Annotated in this window: 13 protein-coding genes; 6 read left to right on the plus strand and 7 right to left on the minus strand. The window is 67.7% G+C overall.

The genetic code is table 11. From position 1 onward, the window contains the following. Positions 1–56 precede the first annotated feature (56 nt). Positions 57–1,421, minus strand: a complete 1,365-nt coding sequence (locus Q0A27_RS03320) for a lipase family protein (RefSeq protein ID WP_291473653.1) — start codon at positions 1,419–1,421, stop codon at positions 57–59. Next, complete coding sequence (locus Q0A27_RS03325; RefSeq protein ID WP_291473654.1) at positions 1,418–2,533, minus strand: hypothetical protein; 1,116 nt, start codon at positions 2,531–2,533, stop codon at positions 1,418–1,420. Before Q0A27_RS03325 ends, Q0A27_RS03320 begins: the two co-directional genes overlap by 4 nt. A gap of 258 nt (positions 2,534–2,791) precedes the next feature. Here Q0A27_RS03325 and Q0A27_RS03330 point away from each other — a divergent pair, with 258 nt between their 5' ends. Further along, complete coding sequence (locus Q0A27_RS03330; RefSeq protein WP_291473655.1) at positions 2,792–3,586, plus strand: N-acetylmuramoyl-L-alanine amidase; 795 nt, start codon at positions 2,792–2,794, stop codon at positions 3,584–3,586. Positions 3,587–3,778: 192 nt separating this feature from the next. Next, a complete protein-coding gene (locus Q0A27_RS03335; protein WP_291473656.1) occupies positions 3,779–4,153 on the plus strand; it encodes a GNAT family N-acetyltransferase in 375 nt (124 codons plus the stop codon). Positions 4,154–4,156: 3 nt separating this feature from the next. On the opposite strand, the gene Q0A27_RS03340 is transcribed toward Q0A27_RS03335, so the two are convergent. Beyond that, positions 4,157–5,821, minus strand: a complete 1,665-nt coding sequence (locus tag Q0A27_RS03340; protein WP_291473657.1) for a DUF726 domain-containing protein — start codon at positions 5,819–5,821, stop codon at positions 4,157–4,159. A 146-nt stretch (positions 5,822–5,967) separates the two neighbouring features. On the opposite strand from Q0A27_RS03340, the gene Q0A27_RS03345 reads away from it, so the two are divergent. Next, on the plus strand, positions 5,968–7,014 hold the full coding sequence (locus tag Q0A27_RS03345; RefSeq protein ID WP_291473658.1) for a Gfo/Idh/MocA family oxidoreductase: 1,047 nt from the start codon (positions 5,968–5,970) through the stop codon (positions 7,012–7,014). Here Q0A27_RS03345 and Q0A27_RS03350 read toward each other — a convergent pair. Beyond that, a complete protein-coding gene (locus Q0A27_RS03350; protein ID WP_291473659.1) occupies positions 6,995–7,984 on the minus strand; it encodes a hypothetical protein in 990 nt (329 codons plus the stop codon). The two genes, Q0A27_RS03345 and Q0A27_RS03350, sit on opposite strands and share 20 nt — an antisense overlap. A gap of 34 nt (positions 7,985–8,018) precedes the next feature. Continuing rightward, on the minus strand, positions 8,019–8,285 hold the full coding sequence (locus Q0A27_RS03355; RefSeq protein ID WP_291473660.1) for a hypothetical protein: 267 nt from the start codon (positions 8,283–8,285) through the stop codon (positions 8,019–8,021). A 70-nt stretch (positions 8,286–8,355) separates the two neighbouring features. Between Q0A27_RS03355 and Q0A27_RS03360 the strand changes: the two genes are divergently transcribed. Both Q0A27_RS03360 and Q0A27_RS03365 read left to right on the plus strand, forming a co-directional pair. Further along, positions 8,356–9,456 carry a glycerate kinase gene (locus tag Q0A27_RS03360; protein WP_291473661.1) on the plus strand — a complete coding sequence of 367 codons (1,101 nt, stop codon included), beginning with the start codon at positions 8,356–8,358 and terminating at the stop codon, positions 9,454–9,456. After that, positions 9,438–10,235, plus strand: coding sequence for an SGNH/GDSL hydrolase family protein (locus tag Q0A27_RS03365; RefSeq protein WP_291473662.1), 798 nt, complete (start codon positions 9,438–9,440; stop codon positions 10,233–10,235). The genes Q0A27_RS03360 and Q0A27_RS03365 overlap by 19 nt, the downstream gene beginning before the upstream one ends. Before the next feature lie 15 nt (positions 10,236–10,250). On the opposite strand, the gene Q0A27_RS03370 is transcribed toward Q0A27_RS03365, so the two are convergent. Both Q0A27_RS03370 and Q0A27_RS03375 read right to left on the minus strand, forming a co-directional pair. Beyond that, a complete protein-coding gene (locus tag Q0A27_RS03370; protein WP_291473663.1) occupies positions 10,251–11,729 on the minus strand; it encodes an NAD-dependent succinate-semialdehyde dehydrogenase in 1,479 nt (492 codons plus the stop codon). Positions 11,730–11,766: 37 nt separating this feature from the next. After that, complete coding sequence (locus tag Q0A27_RS03375) at positions 11,767–12,885, minus strand: alcohol dehydrogenase catalytic domain-containing protein (protein ID WP_291473664.1); 1,119 nt, start codon at positions 12,883–12,885, stop codon at positions 11,767–11,769. Positions 12,886–12,957: 72 nt separating this feature from the next. Between Q0A27_RS03375 and Q0A27_RS03380 the strand changes: the two genes are divergently transcribed. After that, a complete protein-coding gene (locus Q0A27_RS03380) occupies positions 12,958–14,613 on the plus strand; it encodes a helix-turn-helix domain-containing protein (RefSeq protein ID WP_291473665.1) in 1,656 nt (551 codons plus the stop codon). The last annotated feature ends 29 nt before the right edge of the window (positions 14,614–14,642 follow it).

Here is a 14,642-nt window from a genome sequence, read left to right on the forward strand (position 1 = left end):
AGGTGCCGGGTGTTTCAGGAGGTTTCTGTGCTGTGTCGACGGAGTGACAGTCCTGCTCACTCCTTCAACTGCGCCTCCAACCAGCTCACCGTCTGCATGCCGAACAGGTCCGTTCCCCAGCCGTAGATGTCCGTGACGAACCGCGTCATCGAGCAGTCCGTCGGTTGGTAGCTCACCGGGGTGCCACCGGCACGGTAGCGGTCGGCCAGGTCGCGGGCGTCCGCCGCCGGCACCAGCGACATCGGCGAATCGTCGGCGACGCAGGAAGCGATCAACACGGGCGCCTCCGGGGACGCACCCTCGGCGCCGAGCAGGTTGTCATCGTAGACGTGTTGGAACTCGGGGATGTCCGCCGGCGGGATCCCCGCGGTGAACAACGCGGACAGTGGGACGAAGGGCATCGAGAAGTACGCGGGGGTCTGGCACTCGCCGCGGTACCAGTCGGCGATCTGCCGGCCCAGGGGAGTGAGGTGGGAGTTGAGGTCCATCTCCGGGTACTTCGGCTCCAGACCCAGCAGGGTGGCGAAGACGAAACCGGAGCCCAGCGACCCGTCCGAGCCGCGGAAGAAGTTGCGCTGGTCGACGACCATGCCCTCCAGTGCCGATCCGCGGATATTGAGCTCCGGAGCGTAGGACGCCGCCCTCTCCGCCGCGAATCCTGCCCCGACACCACCACCGGCGATGCCGAAGATCCCTACCGGGGCCTGCGGGTCGAGGCCCGCGTCCTCCAGTCGCATCGCCGAGCGCACCCCGTCAAGCAGGGTGTTCGCCGCGTACTTCCCGGCGAAGACGCCGTGCGGCGATTCCTGGGCGTCATTGCCGACGTCGCTGATCATCACCGCCCAGCCGCGGTCGAACATCATCGCCAGCGGGCCGAGCGCGGACCAGGAGGACCCGTCCATGGGGTTCGACCCGGTCCACTGGGTCGACGGGTGGCAGCGGGCACCGACCGAGTCATTGGCCTCCTGGTATCCGATGACGGGACGGGTGGCGTCGTCGCGGCCGTCGTCGGGGACCATGAGGATGCCCGTGCTGATCGACCGGGTGCCGTCCATCTCCTCGGTGACGAACATGGTGCGCCAGGCGCGCAGATTGCCGGGGCGCACCCCGGTGAACTGCACCTGCACCGGCTCCGACTTCAGCAGGGTGCCCGGGGCCTCGTCGGTCAGTTCGGGCTCGTCGTAGAACGGGTCGCTCACCGGGGACAGCGGGTCGAGGATCTCCTGCGGTGTGGCAAGGCGTCCGTCGGTGAAGGTCGAGACGACGTAGCCGGTGAAGATCTCGTCGACGCCCGGGGTGCGGGTCGGGGTGTCCACGGTGTCGGTCGGGTCGGCACCGGCAGGGGAGGCCAGAGCGACGGTCAGCGCGGTCGCGGTGAGCAGTGCAGGCAGCGTAGGCAGTGCGGACAGGGTGGTTTTCATCGGATCTCCACGGTGAAGGTGGTTGCGGCGTCCTCGGCGATCGCACCGAGGTTGGCCAGCGGTCGGTGCAGCTGCATCTGCAGTGCCATCGGGGTGTTGAGCTGGGTGTCCAGTGCGTCCCAGTGGTGGGTGACCTGGTCGGTGTAGCCGGGCAGCAGCTGGTCGGTGATGTAGTCCCACCGCTCATCGAAGTTCGACCAGTCCCAGTCCGGCAGCGGCACGGTGACCTGTGCGGTCTTCCCACCGGCGAGTTGCCGGGTGAAGTGGATCGGACGCCACGACCGCATCGGCTGGACCCCGCCCACCGACGGCGAGCCGACCATGGTCGTGGCGTAGGTCAGGGCCTCGCCGAGGTTGCCGCGGTAGGTGCGCACAGCGTCCCACCGCTCACCGATGACGGTGAGCTGTTCGCGGTGCAGAAGCACCTCGTTACCGGCGGCGATGCGGGCAGGCTCGCCGGAGGCGATGTCGCGCCAGGCGTCCATGATCTCCGGTCCGAAGACGCCGGCGTCCGCCATCTCCTGCAGGGCGGGCAGTCCGCCGTCGACGTAGGCCTGGTGCATCGGCATGAGGTCGCAGAAGATGGCCTTCTGCATCACGAGGATTTCGCCGATGATGTAGTCCATGTCCGAGGAGGTCAGCTCCGGCATGGTGGCCAGGGCGCGCAGTCCGGAGGGGAGTTGGTCTACGGCGTCCTGACCGGCGGCGTCGCGGATGCCGGCCACGATCTGCTGGGCGAGCGGCTGCACGCCGTTGATCCGGTAGACGGTCGCCATGATGTCCATGTCGAGCAACCCTCCACCGAAGTCGGCGCCGGAGAGCCCGCCCATGCCGGCCCACTGCAGTTCGCGGTGGTCACGTTGGAAGGCGAGGTAGCGGTCGTAGCTGCGCTCCAGGTTGGTGGTGTTCGCCGCGACACCGGCCCGTGGGGCCCAGGCGTCCAGGTCGATGCCGGCGGTGTCGGTGACGCGACGCAGCCAGGTCTCGTGCAGTGCGGCTGCGTCACCGGTGAGCGGCCCGTCGGCGGTGACCGGGCAGGACGCCCCGGCCCAGGTCTCCACATCGCGGTCGGTGGCCGTGGCGGCGGGCGTCGCGAGGGTGGCAGCTGTCATCAACGCCACCAGCGTGGCTGTGACGCGACGTCCGGAAAGACGTGGGGGCAGGTGCAGGGGCACAGGATTCTCCCGGGGCATAGAGGACTGGGCGGACAGTAGCCCAGAACGACGGTGCGGCGAGGTCCGACGTGCCTGTCCGGGCGCATCTGATGCTACGGGGTCGGTGCAGGTGGCGCCGCGGATTCAGGTGAATCAGAATCATGAAAGTTAATCTCCGCAACTCTGGTCACTTCAGTCACAGGTATTCTCGACTCCATGAGTTTCCCGAGGATTACGGTGGGCGTCATCACCGCTGCCATGACTGTCGGATCCGCTACCGCAGAAGCAGCGGATCTCCCGGGTTCGTCCGGCGGGGCGACGCCCTGCACCGTCGCACTGGATCCGGGGCACAACGGGGTAGCGACGAACACCTTCGACCCGGTGACGGGCGTCCTCATGGCGGACTACCCGAATGGGCAGGAGGACGCGGACGCCCTCGAGATCGCCCGTGCTGTCCGCGACCGCGTGGAAGCTGCCGGGTTCGGAGCGGTCCTGCTCAAGGAGTCCATCGACGACAATGCCACCTACCGGGACCGGGTCGACCGTGCGGCAGCCGGGGACGCGGTGATGGGTGTGTCGATCCACACCACGCCCGGGGCCGACGGCTCCGCGGTGTATCCGCAGCGGGTGGGTGGTTTCCGTACCGGCGAAGGCGCCGACGGGCAGCGGACCACGGTGACCTTCGGTGACGTCGCCACCGCCGCGGAGTCGCAACGCTTCTCCACCATGATGGCAGGTGCCCGCTCGGTCGTGGAGCTGCGTGGCGTGCCGGTCACGGATCTCAGCTTCGACGGTCGGGAAGGGTTGTGGGGCGGGAATCTGCCGGTCATCTCGCTGATCGCGGACACCCCCTGGGTCTACAACGAGTTCGGCAGTGCGACCGGCGGTGGGGCCCACGGCATCAGCACGGCAGAGAAGGCCCGCTACGTCGACGGGCTGTCCGCCGGGATCCTCGCCGGACTGACGGCCTCACCGCAGTGTGCGGTGGCAGGGTCAGTGGGGTCACTGTAGAAGGACACGGTGGCCACACCCGCGAGGGGCACCTGCTGTGCACCGAAGGTGAGCCGGAGGCCGCGGCGGGGGTGTCTCCCGATGAACAGGGAATGTACCCTCGGTAAGGTATGCGTTCGTTCTGGAACGCACTGGAACGCACTGGCACGCACCGGCACTGCCCGAGGACACCGAGGGAACGAGGACCATCACATGACAGACACCACCGACCAGCTCACCGACCGCGAAGGCAACGCCGTGGAGGTCCGTTACCTGCCGGGCGAGGACGCCTACGGCATCTTCGTCGAGGGAGAGGTCAATCCCGCCGGGAAGGCGCACTACCTCGACCGTCCCGGTGAGGACGGTGCGGAGCGGGTCTTCCACCACACCGTGGTCGATGAGGCGTACGGGGGACGCGGTCTGGCCGGCATCCTGGTCGACAAGGCTCTGGCGGACGCTGCGGCGCAGAATCTCACCGTCATTCCGGTGTGCTCCTATGTCGCCCACTGGATCGAGAAGAACAACTGGCAGGGCAAGGCCGCACCCGCGACTGATGAGGTTCAGGAGTGGGTCGCGAACCAGGGGTAGGGGTCAGTCGACCAGTTCGACATTGTCGTAGTACGCACCGTGGTTGCTGACTATCTCGGACACGTTGTGGTCGACGATGTTGGGGTACTGCGAGTGGAACCCGACGCGACCGACTGCGGACTGACCGAACTGCGCGGTCGAGTACAAGTACTTCAGGACAGGGTCCTTGGCGGAGTGGTAGTTGTTCACCGTCCCGTTCACCGCCTCACTGAGGGGACGCCAGTTCCGCTTGCCTCCGATCGCAGCGCCCATGAGGTGGATGTCCCGGATCTTCGGCGACGCGCCGAATCCGGCCATCGCTGTTGCCGCGGTGACCATGACCCGCCCGCCGAGACTGTGGCCGACGAGGACGAACTCTTCCTGTTCGGTCTTGGCCATCAGCGCAGCCAGTGCGGCACCTGTCAGGTTCGCCCGGTTGACTGCGGTATGCCAGGGATTCTTGAGCAGGCTTCCTGCCGCGAGGGCGGGTGCGATCGGGGCGGCCTTCTTCGCCATGGTCTTGCTGGCACGTCCGACGGTCTTGAACACCGCATTTCTCCCCGCCTGTCCGGCGGCGCTGACGCCGGCGACTCCGGCAAGGTGCTTGAGCTCTTTGCTGCCCCAGTTCAGCTCGTACACCGGGGACTCCGGATAGAGCTGCTTGACTGCGCGGACAGCCTTGTACCACTCCGGATTCTTTTCGTTGAGGAACCCACGGGCGATGACGACGGGGACGCCGGGGCCGTCGCCGATCTTCTCTATACGGAAGGACTTGTCTTCGCCGATGTAGCTGCCGAGAATGCGGTCACCGTAGGCGCCGCCGAGCAGCCCGCCGGCGGTGGCGACAACATAAGTCCCACCAGCCATGCCCAGACCACCGGCGGCGACAGAACCACCACCGAGGGCTGCCAGACCAGCATTGGTGGCCGCAGCGCCGGAGTATCCGAGGACCTGGGCACCGATGAGTCCGCCGATGGCCGGTGCGGCGAGGAAGGCGACACCGGCTGCACCGCCGACAGCTGCCACACCAATCGAGGCGCGGGTGGTGAGCTTCGCCAGATCAGGCTTGTCGAACTGGACGAGCGACTCCCAGTCGGAGAGGTCGGCGATAGTCTCGGCGGAGCGTTCGAAACTGGGGATGTCGTGCCGGTGTTCGGCGCAGTAGGGGACGAGTCCCCTCGTGCCGCCGGCTTTCACCGCCATGTTCCGGCAGCCGGGCGCTGCGCAGTTCACGGTGGGGGCTCCGCAACTGTCGCACAAGTAGAGGGAGCGCTTGCGTCCTTCCCGTATGACCTTGTGGTGCGTCGTGCGCTGCGCGCAGTTCGAGCACCAGCCTTCGGCAGTTTCCTCGCCGAGGTTCTCGGTGTACCCGGTGATCTTCTTCGCCGTCTTCGCTGAGGCGCGTGCCGCAGTCTCGTAGCTTTTCACGAGCTCGGCACTCGCTGCGTCGTCTTCGCTCTCAGCCTCCTCGATCGCGAGGCCCTGGACATACTCACTGGCCGCGGTCCAGAGATTCTGGGCGATAGCGCGGTTCCGGGTCAGTTCCGCGTCCCCGGTCACCGTCGGTTCCGGGTCGTGGAGATTGCCGAACACCTTCAGTGAGCGGCCCTTGGGGGACCAGATTTCACACGCGAAGTGGCCGCTGTCATCAGGTGCGGTAAAGGTGATGACGTCATCGAACGGATGCAACTGAGCTTCTCTCTCCAGGGCAGGGCGGTGTACGGAGGTACTCCACCGGAACGGTCATTTTATCGGGAGAAGGACTGTCGCGGTTACGTTCGTGACGTACCGGGTGCACCCTGACTACCTGTGTCACCGGTAACTACAGTGGCCCCATGACCATTCGCACAGCTGTCCTCGGGTTCGGTCTGTCCGGCCGGATCTTCCACGCCCCCTTCATCGCCGCGAATCCTGCGTTCGAGCTGGCCGCGGTGGTGACCGGCAACCCTGGTCGTCGCGACCAGGCCAAGGCGGAGTACCCCGAGGTGGAGGTCCTGGACTCGGTCCACCTGATCTTCGACCGTGCGGACGACTTCGACCTGGTGGTCATCGGAACCCCGAGCGGTACCCACTCCGATCTGGCGGGACGCGCCCTGGAGGTCGGCCTGCATGTCGTCGTCGACAAACCCTTCGCCGTCACCTCAGAGGACGGCCGTGCCCTGGTCACCAAGGCTGAACAGGTCGGCAAGGTCCTCACCGTTTTCCAGAACCGTCGGTGGGACGGGGACTTCCTCACCCTGAAGAAGCTCATCGACGCCGGCGAACTGGGGGAGGTCCGCCGCTTCGAGTCCCGGTTCGAGAGGTGGAAGCCGGAGCAGGGCTCCGCTTCCGCCGGCGGCGCAACCTGGAAGACCACCAGTGCCCGCGGCGAGGGCGGCGGCATCGTCTACGACCTCGGCGCCCACCTCATCGACCAGGCCGTGCAGCTCTTCGGCCCCGTCGCCGACGTCTACTCCGAGATAGACACCCGCCGTGAACAGGTCAATGCCGAGGACGACGCCTTCATCGCCCTGCACCACGAGTCCGGAGTCCGATCACAGCTGTGGATGAACGCGGTCGCGCCGGGACCCGCACCCCGGTTCCATGTCCTGGGCTCCGAGGCCGGCTTCACGAGCTGGGGCCTGGACCCCCAGGAACCCCAGTTGCTCTCAGGCATGCGCCCCGGTGATCCGGACCTGGGCGTCGTTCCCCAGAGCAGATGGGGGACGCGCTGGGCCGGTCTCGAGCAGCGGCCCGTGCCTGCCGAGAAGGGGAACTACTCCGAGTTCTACCGACTCCTGGCGGACGCGATCGAGGGCTCCGGTCCCGCACCGGTGGATCCCTCGGACGCGGTCTACTGCCTCGAGATCCTTGAGAAGGCCTTCACGCAGTCGGCTCAGTAGCCTCCCCGGAACCGCTCGCCCCGCCGGCCTCCACCAGCTCCGTCGCAGCCAGGCAGTCGCCGGTCACATCGAGGATCTTCGCCGCGGTCTCCGGGGTGGTGGTTCCGGTCTTGCCGAGGTGGTCTGCCGCGGCGGCGAGGATGTCGAACCACAGGGCATTGGCCAGGTTGGCGTTGCCACCGGTCAGTCCGGTGAGCCGCCCGGAGACGGTGTTGTCCGTCGGGGTGACCATCGTCGTCTTCGCGATGCCGGTGGTCTCCAGGTTCTCCAGGGTCGTGTACCCGGCGGCGAGGTCATTGCCGGCCACCTCGTAGGGCAGCAGGATCGCCTCGGCGCCGTGCTCGGCCATTGCCTCGGTGAAGGTCTGCACCGCCAGGGCGAACAGTGCGGTGATCACGCCCTGGTCGATGTCGAGGTGTCCATGGTCGCGCCAGGACCGACGGACCTCCACGATGCGTCCCCGGTCACCGGTGCGAGCGTCATCACTGTGGTCGGTGACGTCGATGACCTGTGCCTGTGCCTCGCATCCTTCTGCTGCCAGCTGGTCGAGTACGGCCGCGGCGGCACTGTGCAGGGCGATCCGGTCGACCTCCTCGGTGGCGAAGGCCTCGATACTGTGCAGTGCAAGCACGGCCTGCACCCACGCGCCGGTGACAGTGGTTCCCGGAAGGGCCCGGAGCTCATCGAGCAGCTCACCGGGAGCCTCGACGAACAACTGGCGTGGCTCCATGCCCTGGGCGCCGACGGCGACGATCAGGCCGTTGTCAACGATGACCGGGGGCTGCAGGAAGGCTTCCGTCATCTCGACAGCGCGGATCTGGTCGACACTGCCGGCGGCGGTCTGCAGCAGCAGGTCCAGTGCCTCCGGGTTGAGTTCGTCGACCGGCGTCCTGGTCAGGGCGGTGAAGATCTCCTCGGCGCGTCCGTGGTCGGGGCCGGTGAATGCAAGGTCGAGTCTGGCGTCGGTCATGGCGGCCATCCTAGGGGCAGTGCCGCCGGCTGCGTCAGGCGGCCGCCGAGTCCGGTGGTTCCTGACGCCGACGCTTCGTCGACGGTCGCAGAAGGAAGAGCTCGAAGGCATGTTCCTGACCGGCGGTCATCCCGGAGACGGTGGTCACCTCCTCCCGTGCTGGTGTGCGGTCCGGGCCGGTGTCCATGTCGCGGTCGGCGTCCCGCTCGCGGAGGATCGCGGCATCCAGGTTCTCGGAGAAGTCCTCCGGCAACGTCGGTGAGGTGATCAGGGAGAACAGGGTGTGTGCGGTGGTGTCCATGGTCAGAGACGTTAAACTCCGGAAAGGACAGCACCGTCGGCCTCCACCATCAAATAAGAACAGGTGTTCGATGAAGATCGTGATCGCCCCGGACTCCTTCAAGGAGTCCCTCACCGCCGTCGAGGCCTGCACGGCGATGGCAGCCGGTGTGCGCGACATCCTGCCGGACGCCGACATCATCGGGATTCCGATGGCAGACGGTGGCGAGGGCACCGCCGACGCCTTCGCCACTGCACTTGACCTGGGACAACACACCAAGACCGTTGCCGGGCCACTCGGCGATCCTGTCGAGGCGCACTGGTCCGGTGACGGCACCACCGCCGTCGTCGAGCTCGCCGAGGCCGCCGGGATCCACCTCGTCGCACCCGAACACCGCGACATCTGGGCCGCCGACACCCGCGGCGTCGGTCAACTTCTCAACGCCGCACTGGACACCGCACCGCAGAAACTCATCATCGGCCTCGGTGGCTCGGTCACCACTGACGGCGGACTCGGCCTGCTCGCCGCCCTCGGTGTCACTGCGGTGGACGCTGCCGGCGAACCCGCAGACCTGCGCCACGCCGCCCGTATCACCGGAGAGCGTGACCCCCGCTGGAATGACGTCCAGGTCGTCATCGCCGGTGACGTCGACAATCCGCTCTGTGGCCCGACCGGTGCCGCCGCCGTCTTCGGCCCGCAGAAGGGCGCGACCGACGAGGACATCCCGGAGCTGGACAAGGCCCTGCACCACTGGGCTGGCCTGCTCGCCGACCACACCGGCACAGACAGTACGACGATCCGCGACACTCCCGGTGCCGGAGCAGCCGGCGGGGTCGGCGCGGCGCTGCTCAGCGTCCTCGGCGCCGAGATGCGCTCCGGGGCTGACCTGCTGCTCGACCTGGTGGACTTCCGCGGAAAGGTTGAGGACGCCGACCTCGTGCTCACCGGGGAAGGGACGATCGACGCACAGACCGGGTACGGCAAAGCTCCTGCTCGGGTCGCGCATTCCGCGGGCAACGTACCGGTCGTGGCCTTCGGCGGACGGGTGGACGCCACCGCAGAGTCCCTGGTCCCGGGGATCTTCATCGACACCGTCGCGATCAGTGATCCGGCGTCCTCGCTGGAGGAGAATCTGGTCAACGCCGCAGACAGCCTACGGAAGGCGGTGGCGTCATGGCTCGCCGCACAGTGACGCTCCTGCTGGCGTCCCTGCTGCTCGCCGGCTGCAGCAGTGGCGGCAGCAATGACGAGGAACAGGCCACCAGCGTTTTCTTCGGTGACAGTCTCTCTGACGACGGCTCCGACGGCGTGCGCTACACCACCGTGCCGGGGGAGATCTGGGCGCAGCTCGTCGACCCGGACGGGCTGAACTACGCTGTCGGCGGCGCGAGGATCGACGGGGTCACCGGGCAGATCGATGACTTCCTCGCGGAGTACGACGAGATCAGTCCCGACCAGCTCGTCACCGTCTTCGCCGGCACCAATGACGTGCTCTCCGGCGATGAGACTGCCGCTGTGACCGCCGCCGAGGTCGACCAGATCGGACGGCTGCTCGACGCCGGAGCACAGAAGATCCTTGTCTTCACCCTCTTCGATCTCGCCGCGACACCCGCTTTCGGGGGCACGGACACCGAGGCCCACCTGGGCATCCACGACCGCACCCTGTCGTACAACCAGTCCCTGCTGCAGGGGCTCGCCGAGCGCTTCGGGAACGACGATCGGATCGGTGTCTTCGACACCTTCGGCGCGGTCAACGGGATGGTGACGGACCCGGCGTCCTACGGTTTCACGCACGGGGCGGGGGAGGACGCCTGCGCCGTCCCGGGCGCGGCCTGGTGCGACACGGACAGTCTTGTCGCCCCGGACGCCGACCAGACCTACATCTTCGCCGGGGGAGTGCACCTCACCACGAAAACCAATGAGCTCCTCGCCGCAGCCGTGAAGGTGCGCATCGAGGAGCTCTGGGGGTGACCGGAACGGGTCAGACTATCCCGCGTAGGGGTCGCGCTGGCCGACGTACTGGATGGTGGAGTACTCGGCGATGCCCTCGGCGGCACCCTCGCGGCCCAGACCGGACTGCTTGACGCCACCGAACGGGGCGGCGGCGTTCGAGATGACGCCGGAGTTCCAGCCCATCAGGCCGAACTCCAGGCCGTCGGCGAGACGGTACATGCGCGCCGGGTCCTGCGAGAAGACGTAGGACGCCAGGCCGAACTCGGTGTCGTTGCCCATGGCGATCGCCTCGTCCTCGGAGGAGAAGGTGAAGATCGGGGCGATCGGCCCGAAGATCTCCTCACGGAACACGCGTGCGCTGGTCGGGGCGTCCACGATGACGGTCGGGGCGAAGAAGTGACCCTTGCCCTCGACCGGGGTGCCGCCGACGATGGCGCGGCCACCGGCGGCGACGGCGTCCTCCACCAGGGACTCGAGGTTGGCGACGGCCTTGGCCTCGACCATCGCACCGACGTTGACGCCCTCGTCCATGCCGTTGCCGACCTTCAGCTCGGCGACCTTGGCGGCGAGCTTCCCGGTGAACTCCTCGGCGATCGACTCGTGGACGAGGATGCGGTTGCCGGCGGTGCAGGCCTCGCCACCGTTGCGCATCTTGGCGGCCATCGCACCCTCGACGGCGACGTCGATGTCGGCGTCCTCGAAGACGATGACCGGGGCGTTGCCGCCGAGCTCCATGGAGGTGCGCAGCACGTTGTCTGCCGCGGCCTTGAGCAGGGTGACGCCGACCGGGGTGGAGCCGGTGAAGGAGACCTTGCGCAGGCGGGAGTCTGCCATCAGCGGGGAGGAGATGGAGGACGCGGACTTCGAGGAGACGACATTGAGAACACCGGCCGGGAGCCCGGCGTCCAGCATGGTCTGCGCGAAGTACTGGGAGGTCAGCGGGGTCAGCTTCGCAGGCTTGAGGACCATGGTGCAGCCGGCGGCAATCGCCGGGGCGACCTTGCGGGTGGCCATCGCCAGCGGGAAGTTCCACGGGGTGATCAGCAGGCAGGGGCCGACCGGCTTGTTGCGGGTGGTCATCTGGAGGGTGCCCTCCGGGACGACGGTGTGGCGGCCGTAGTGGCGGACGGTCTCCTCGGCGAACCAGCGCAGGTACTCCGCACCGTAGGTGACCTCGCCGTAGGACTCGGCCAGCGGCTTGCCCATCTCCAGGGTCATGAGGGTGGCGAAGGTGTCCTTGCGCTCGGTCACCAGCTCGAAGGCCTTGCGGAGGACCTCGGACCGCGAGCGCGGGGAGGTGCGCGCCCACTCGTTCTGGACGGCGGCTGCGGCGTCGAGGGCGGCGAGGGCGTCCTCGCTGGTGGCGGAGGCCAGGGTGGCGAGGTGCTCCTCGGTGGCGGGGTTCTCGACGTCGAAGGTGGCGCCGTCGGAGGAGTCGCGCCACTCGCCGTTGATGAGCAGGCCGGTGGGGACGTTCGCGAGGATGGAGGAGATGGTTGAGGAGTCAGTCATGTGTGTTCCTTGGTGTTCGTGGCTCTGGTGTGGGTGTTCAGTCGAAGAGGATGACCTGCCGGACGGCCTTGCCGTCCGCCAGCTCGTCCATCGCCTCATTGATCTGGTCGAGGCGGATGGTCCGGGAGATCAGTCTCTCGATCGGCAGGCGCCCCGATCTCCACCAGTCGGCGAAGGTCGGGATGTCGCGTTGCGGCACCGCCGAACCGAGGTAGCTGCCGATGATGGTGCGGGCCTCGGCGGTGATGACGCCCGGCGGGACCTGCGACATCGCCTGCGGGTGCGGCAGTCCGACGGTGACGGTGCGTCCTCCCGGCTTCGTTGCGGCGAAGGCGGTCTCGAAGGCGCGCGGGTGACCGGCGCATTCCAGCGTGTGGGACGCCCGGATGCCCTGCTCGGCGACCTCGTCAGGGGTGTGGACGGCGTCCGCTCCGAGTTCCTTGGCGAGCTCCAACTTCTCGGGCAGGGCATCGACGGCGATGACCGGTCCCCTGGCCTCGGCGATGGCGCAGAGCAGCGCGGAGATGCCGACGCCGCCGAGTCCGACGACCATGACGGACTCGCCCTCGGTGCGATCCACCGCATTGAGTAGGGCGCCTCCGCCGGTGAGGACCGCGCAGCCGAGGACGGCGGCGATCTCCGGCGGGACGTCGTTGCCGATCTTCACCAGGGACGCCCGGTCGACCACGGCGTAGGTGGCGAAGCCGGAGACGCCGAGGTGGTGTTGGACGGTCTCGGTGCCGGTTCCGGTGGTCCTGCTCAGATGCCGGGAACCGTGGAGCAGCGTGCCGGCGGTGTTGGACGCTGTACCGCGCTCGCAGGGCAGTCGTCCGTCGGTTCTGCAGCCGTCACACTCGCCGCAGCGGGGCAGGAACGCCATGGTGACGCGCTCGCCCTCGGCCAGATCGGTGACCTCGTCGCCGGTGGAGACGACCAGTCCAGCAGCCTCGTGGCCGAGTAGCATGGGCACCGGTCGGGGCCGGTTGCCGTCGACAACGGAAAGGTCGGAATGGCAGAGCCCGGCGGCCTCGATCTTCACGAGGACTTCGGTCGGGCCGGGGGCGGTGAGTTCCAGGTCGCTGACGGTGATCGGGGTGGTCTCCGCGTAGGGGCGGGGACGACCGATCTCCTCGAGGACGGCGCCGGTGATGTGCATGTCCGTCATGGTACGCGCGACGAAAAGACCGTGGAAGTGGATCGATGCACACCATCATGCAAGAATCTGTGCATGAGTGACACCTCTGCTGCAGATGCTGACTGGCTCCACCGCCGACTCCAGTCCGCAACCCAGCTCACCGAGCTCCGAGACACAGAATCTACTCTCCAGGTGGTCGTCAGGCACACCCGCGGGCTGATGGACGCCGACATGGCCTACGTCAGCTTCACTGACTTCGACAGCAACGAGACGGTGATCCGGAAGACTGACGGCGTGCGCACCGGTGAGTACGCGTCGATCCGCCAGCCGCTGGGTACCGGCGTCCTCGGTCGCGTCGCGATCGGGCACGCGTCCTACTGGACCTCCGACTACCGCGCGGACGAGAAGCTGCACCACATGGGACCGATCGACGAGATCGTCGAGGGGGAGGGTGTGCGTGCCCTGCTCGGTGCGCCGCTGAGTGTGGCAGGACGCGTCATCGGCGCCCTGCTCATCGCCTTCCGAAGCCCACGGGAGTTCAGCGACACCGAGGTCGAACGTCTCGAATCACTGGCGGACCAGGCCGCGGTGGCCATCGACAATGCGCAGCGTCATGAACAGCTCATGGCGCTGGTCGAGTCCGATGCGGACCAGTGCGGGCAGCGCAGCGAGACCGACATCGCCGAGCTTTCCCGGAGTCTCGACCTCGACCGACGCCTCGTTGAAGCGGTGACCTCGGAGCTGCCCTCCTCCTCGCTGCTCGCCATCGGTGCCCAGGCGCTCGGCTGTGATCTGTGGTTGACCGATCTCACGTGGATGCGGCGGTTGGCGTCCTCGACGGACAGGACTCTGCCCGACCGGACCGAGGGAACCTTTGTCACCGTCACCGCCGCCGGCCAGCAGTTCGGCCACCTGCTCACCGACCGCTCCCTCGGCGAGGCGGAGCAGGCGGTGCTGGAGCGTATCAGCCTGCACATCGCCCTGTGGATGATGCTGAGCCGGGCCCGCGAGGCCGTGGAACTGCGCGACGGCACCGAGGCGGTCACCGCCCTGATCGACGGCTCCCTCGACGCTGCCGGGTCCCGCAGTGTGCTGGAGGAATGGTGGCTCCACCAGGCGGAACGGTGGTGCGTTCTCGTGCTGGAGGCCCCGGAACCGGTGGTCGACCGGGTGGTTCGGGCGCTGTCGGCGTCCTCATCCTCCCCGGTGATCGTCGCTCCGCACGAGGGGCACATCTGCGTCATCTCCGGCGACGAACGCTGGGTGGACGCCCTGCCGTCGCTGTTCGTCCAACGTGGGTGGACGCTACGGGGCGGCGTGACCTGGGTGGACGCGCCGACGGATCTGCCGGACGCACACCGTACCGCCGAGCTGGCACTGTCTGCGCAGGCGACGCTGGGGTGGACCGGACTGTCCGACGGTACGGGACTCGGCGTGGTCGCTGCGGTGCTGCACCTGGGGGCGTCCGGCGGTCTGCCGACCGGGCTGATCGCCGACCTCACCCCGTTGACCTCCTACGATGCCACCCATCACAGTGATCTGCTGCGCACCGCGGACGTGTACTTCTCGGCCGACGGCAATGTCGCACGGACAGCGACGGTGCTGGGTGTGCACCGCAACACCGTGCGGCAGCGCCTCGACCGGATCGGGGAACTGATGGGGGAGGACTGGAACCGGATGCCCCGCAAGCTCGATCTGCAGCTCGCGCTGCGGGTGCACGCGGTCGTGCCGTCCGGTACGATTGTGTGACACCTCAACTAAAACACTGAGGGAGACGC

Source organism: Corynebacterium sp., assembly GCF_022712275.1.
GTDB lineage: Bacteria > Actinomycetota > Actinomycetes > Mycobacteriales > Mycobacteriaceae > Corynebacterium.

Coding starts and splice junctions, on each gene's coding strand:
- Q0A27_RS03320 (WP_291473653.1), bottom strand. CDS start 1,421: ATGAAAACCACCCTGTCCGCACTGCCTACGCTGCCTGCACTGCTCACC.
- Q0A27_RS03375 (WP_291473664.1), bottom strand. CDS start 12,885: ATGCACATCACCGGCGCCGTCCTCGAGGAGATCGGTCGTCCCCGCCCC.
- Q0A27_RS03330 (WP_291473655.1), top strand. CDS start 2,792: ATGAGTTTCCCGAGGATTACGGTGGGCGTCATCACCGCTGCCATGACT.
- Q0A27_RS03380 (WP_291473665.1), top strand. CDS start 12,958: ATGAGTGACACCTCTGCTGCAGATGCTGACTGGCTCCACCGCCGACTC.
- Q0A27_RS03365 (WP_291473662.1), top strand. CDS start 9,438: ATGGCTCGCCGCACAGTGACGCTCCTGCTGGCGTCCCTGCTGCTCGCC.
- Q0A27_RS03370 (WP_291473663.1), bottom strand. CDS start 11,729: ATGACTGACTCCTCAACCATCTCCTCCATCCTCGCGAACGTCCCCACC.
- Q0A27_RS03345 (WP_291473658.1), top strand. CDS start 5,968: ATGACCATTCGCACAGCTGTCCTCGGGTTCGGTCTGTCCGGCCGGATC.
- Q0A27_RS03325 (WP_291473654.1), bottom strand. CDS start 2,533: ATGACAGCTGCCACCCTCGCGACGCCCGCCGCCACGGCCACCGACCGC.
- Q0A27_RS03335 (WP_291473656.1), top strand. CDS start 3,779: ATGACAGACACCACCGACCAGCTCACCGACCGCGAAGGCAACGCCGTG.
- Q0A27_RS03355 (WP_291473660.1), bottom strand. CDS start 8,285: ATGGACACCACCGCACACACCCTGTTCTCCCTGATCACCTCACCGACG.
- Q0A27_RS03350 (WP_291473659.1), bottom strand. CDS start 7,984: ATGACCGACGCCAGACTCGACCTTGCATTCACCGGCCCCGACCACGGA.
- Q0A27_RS03360 (WP_291473661.1), top strand. CDS start 8,356: ATGAAGATCGTGATCGCCCCGGACTCCTTCAAGGAGTCCCTCACCGCC.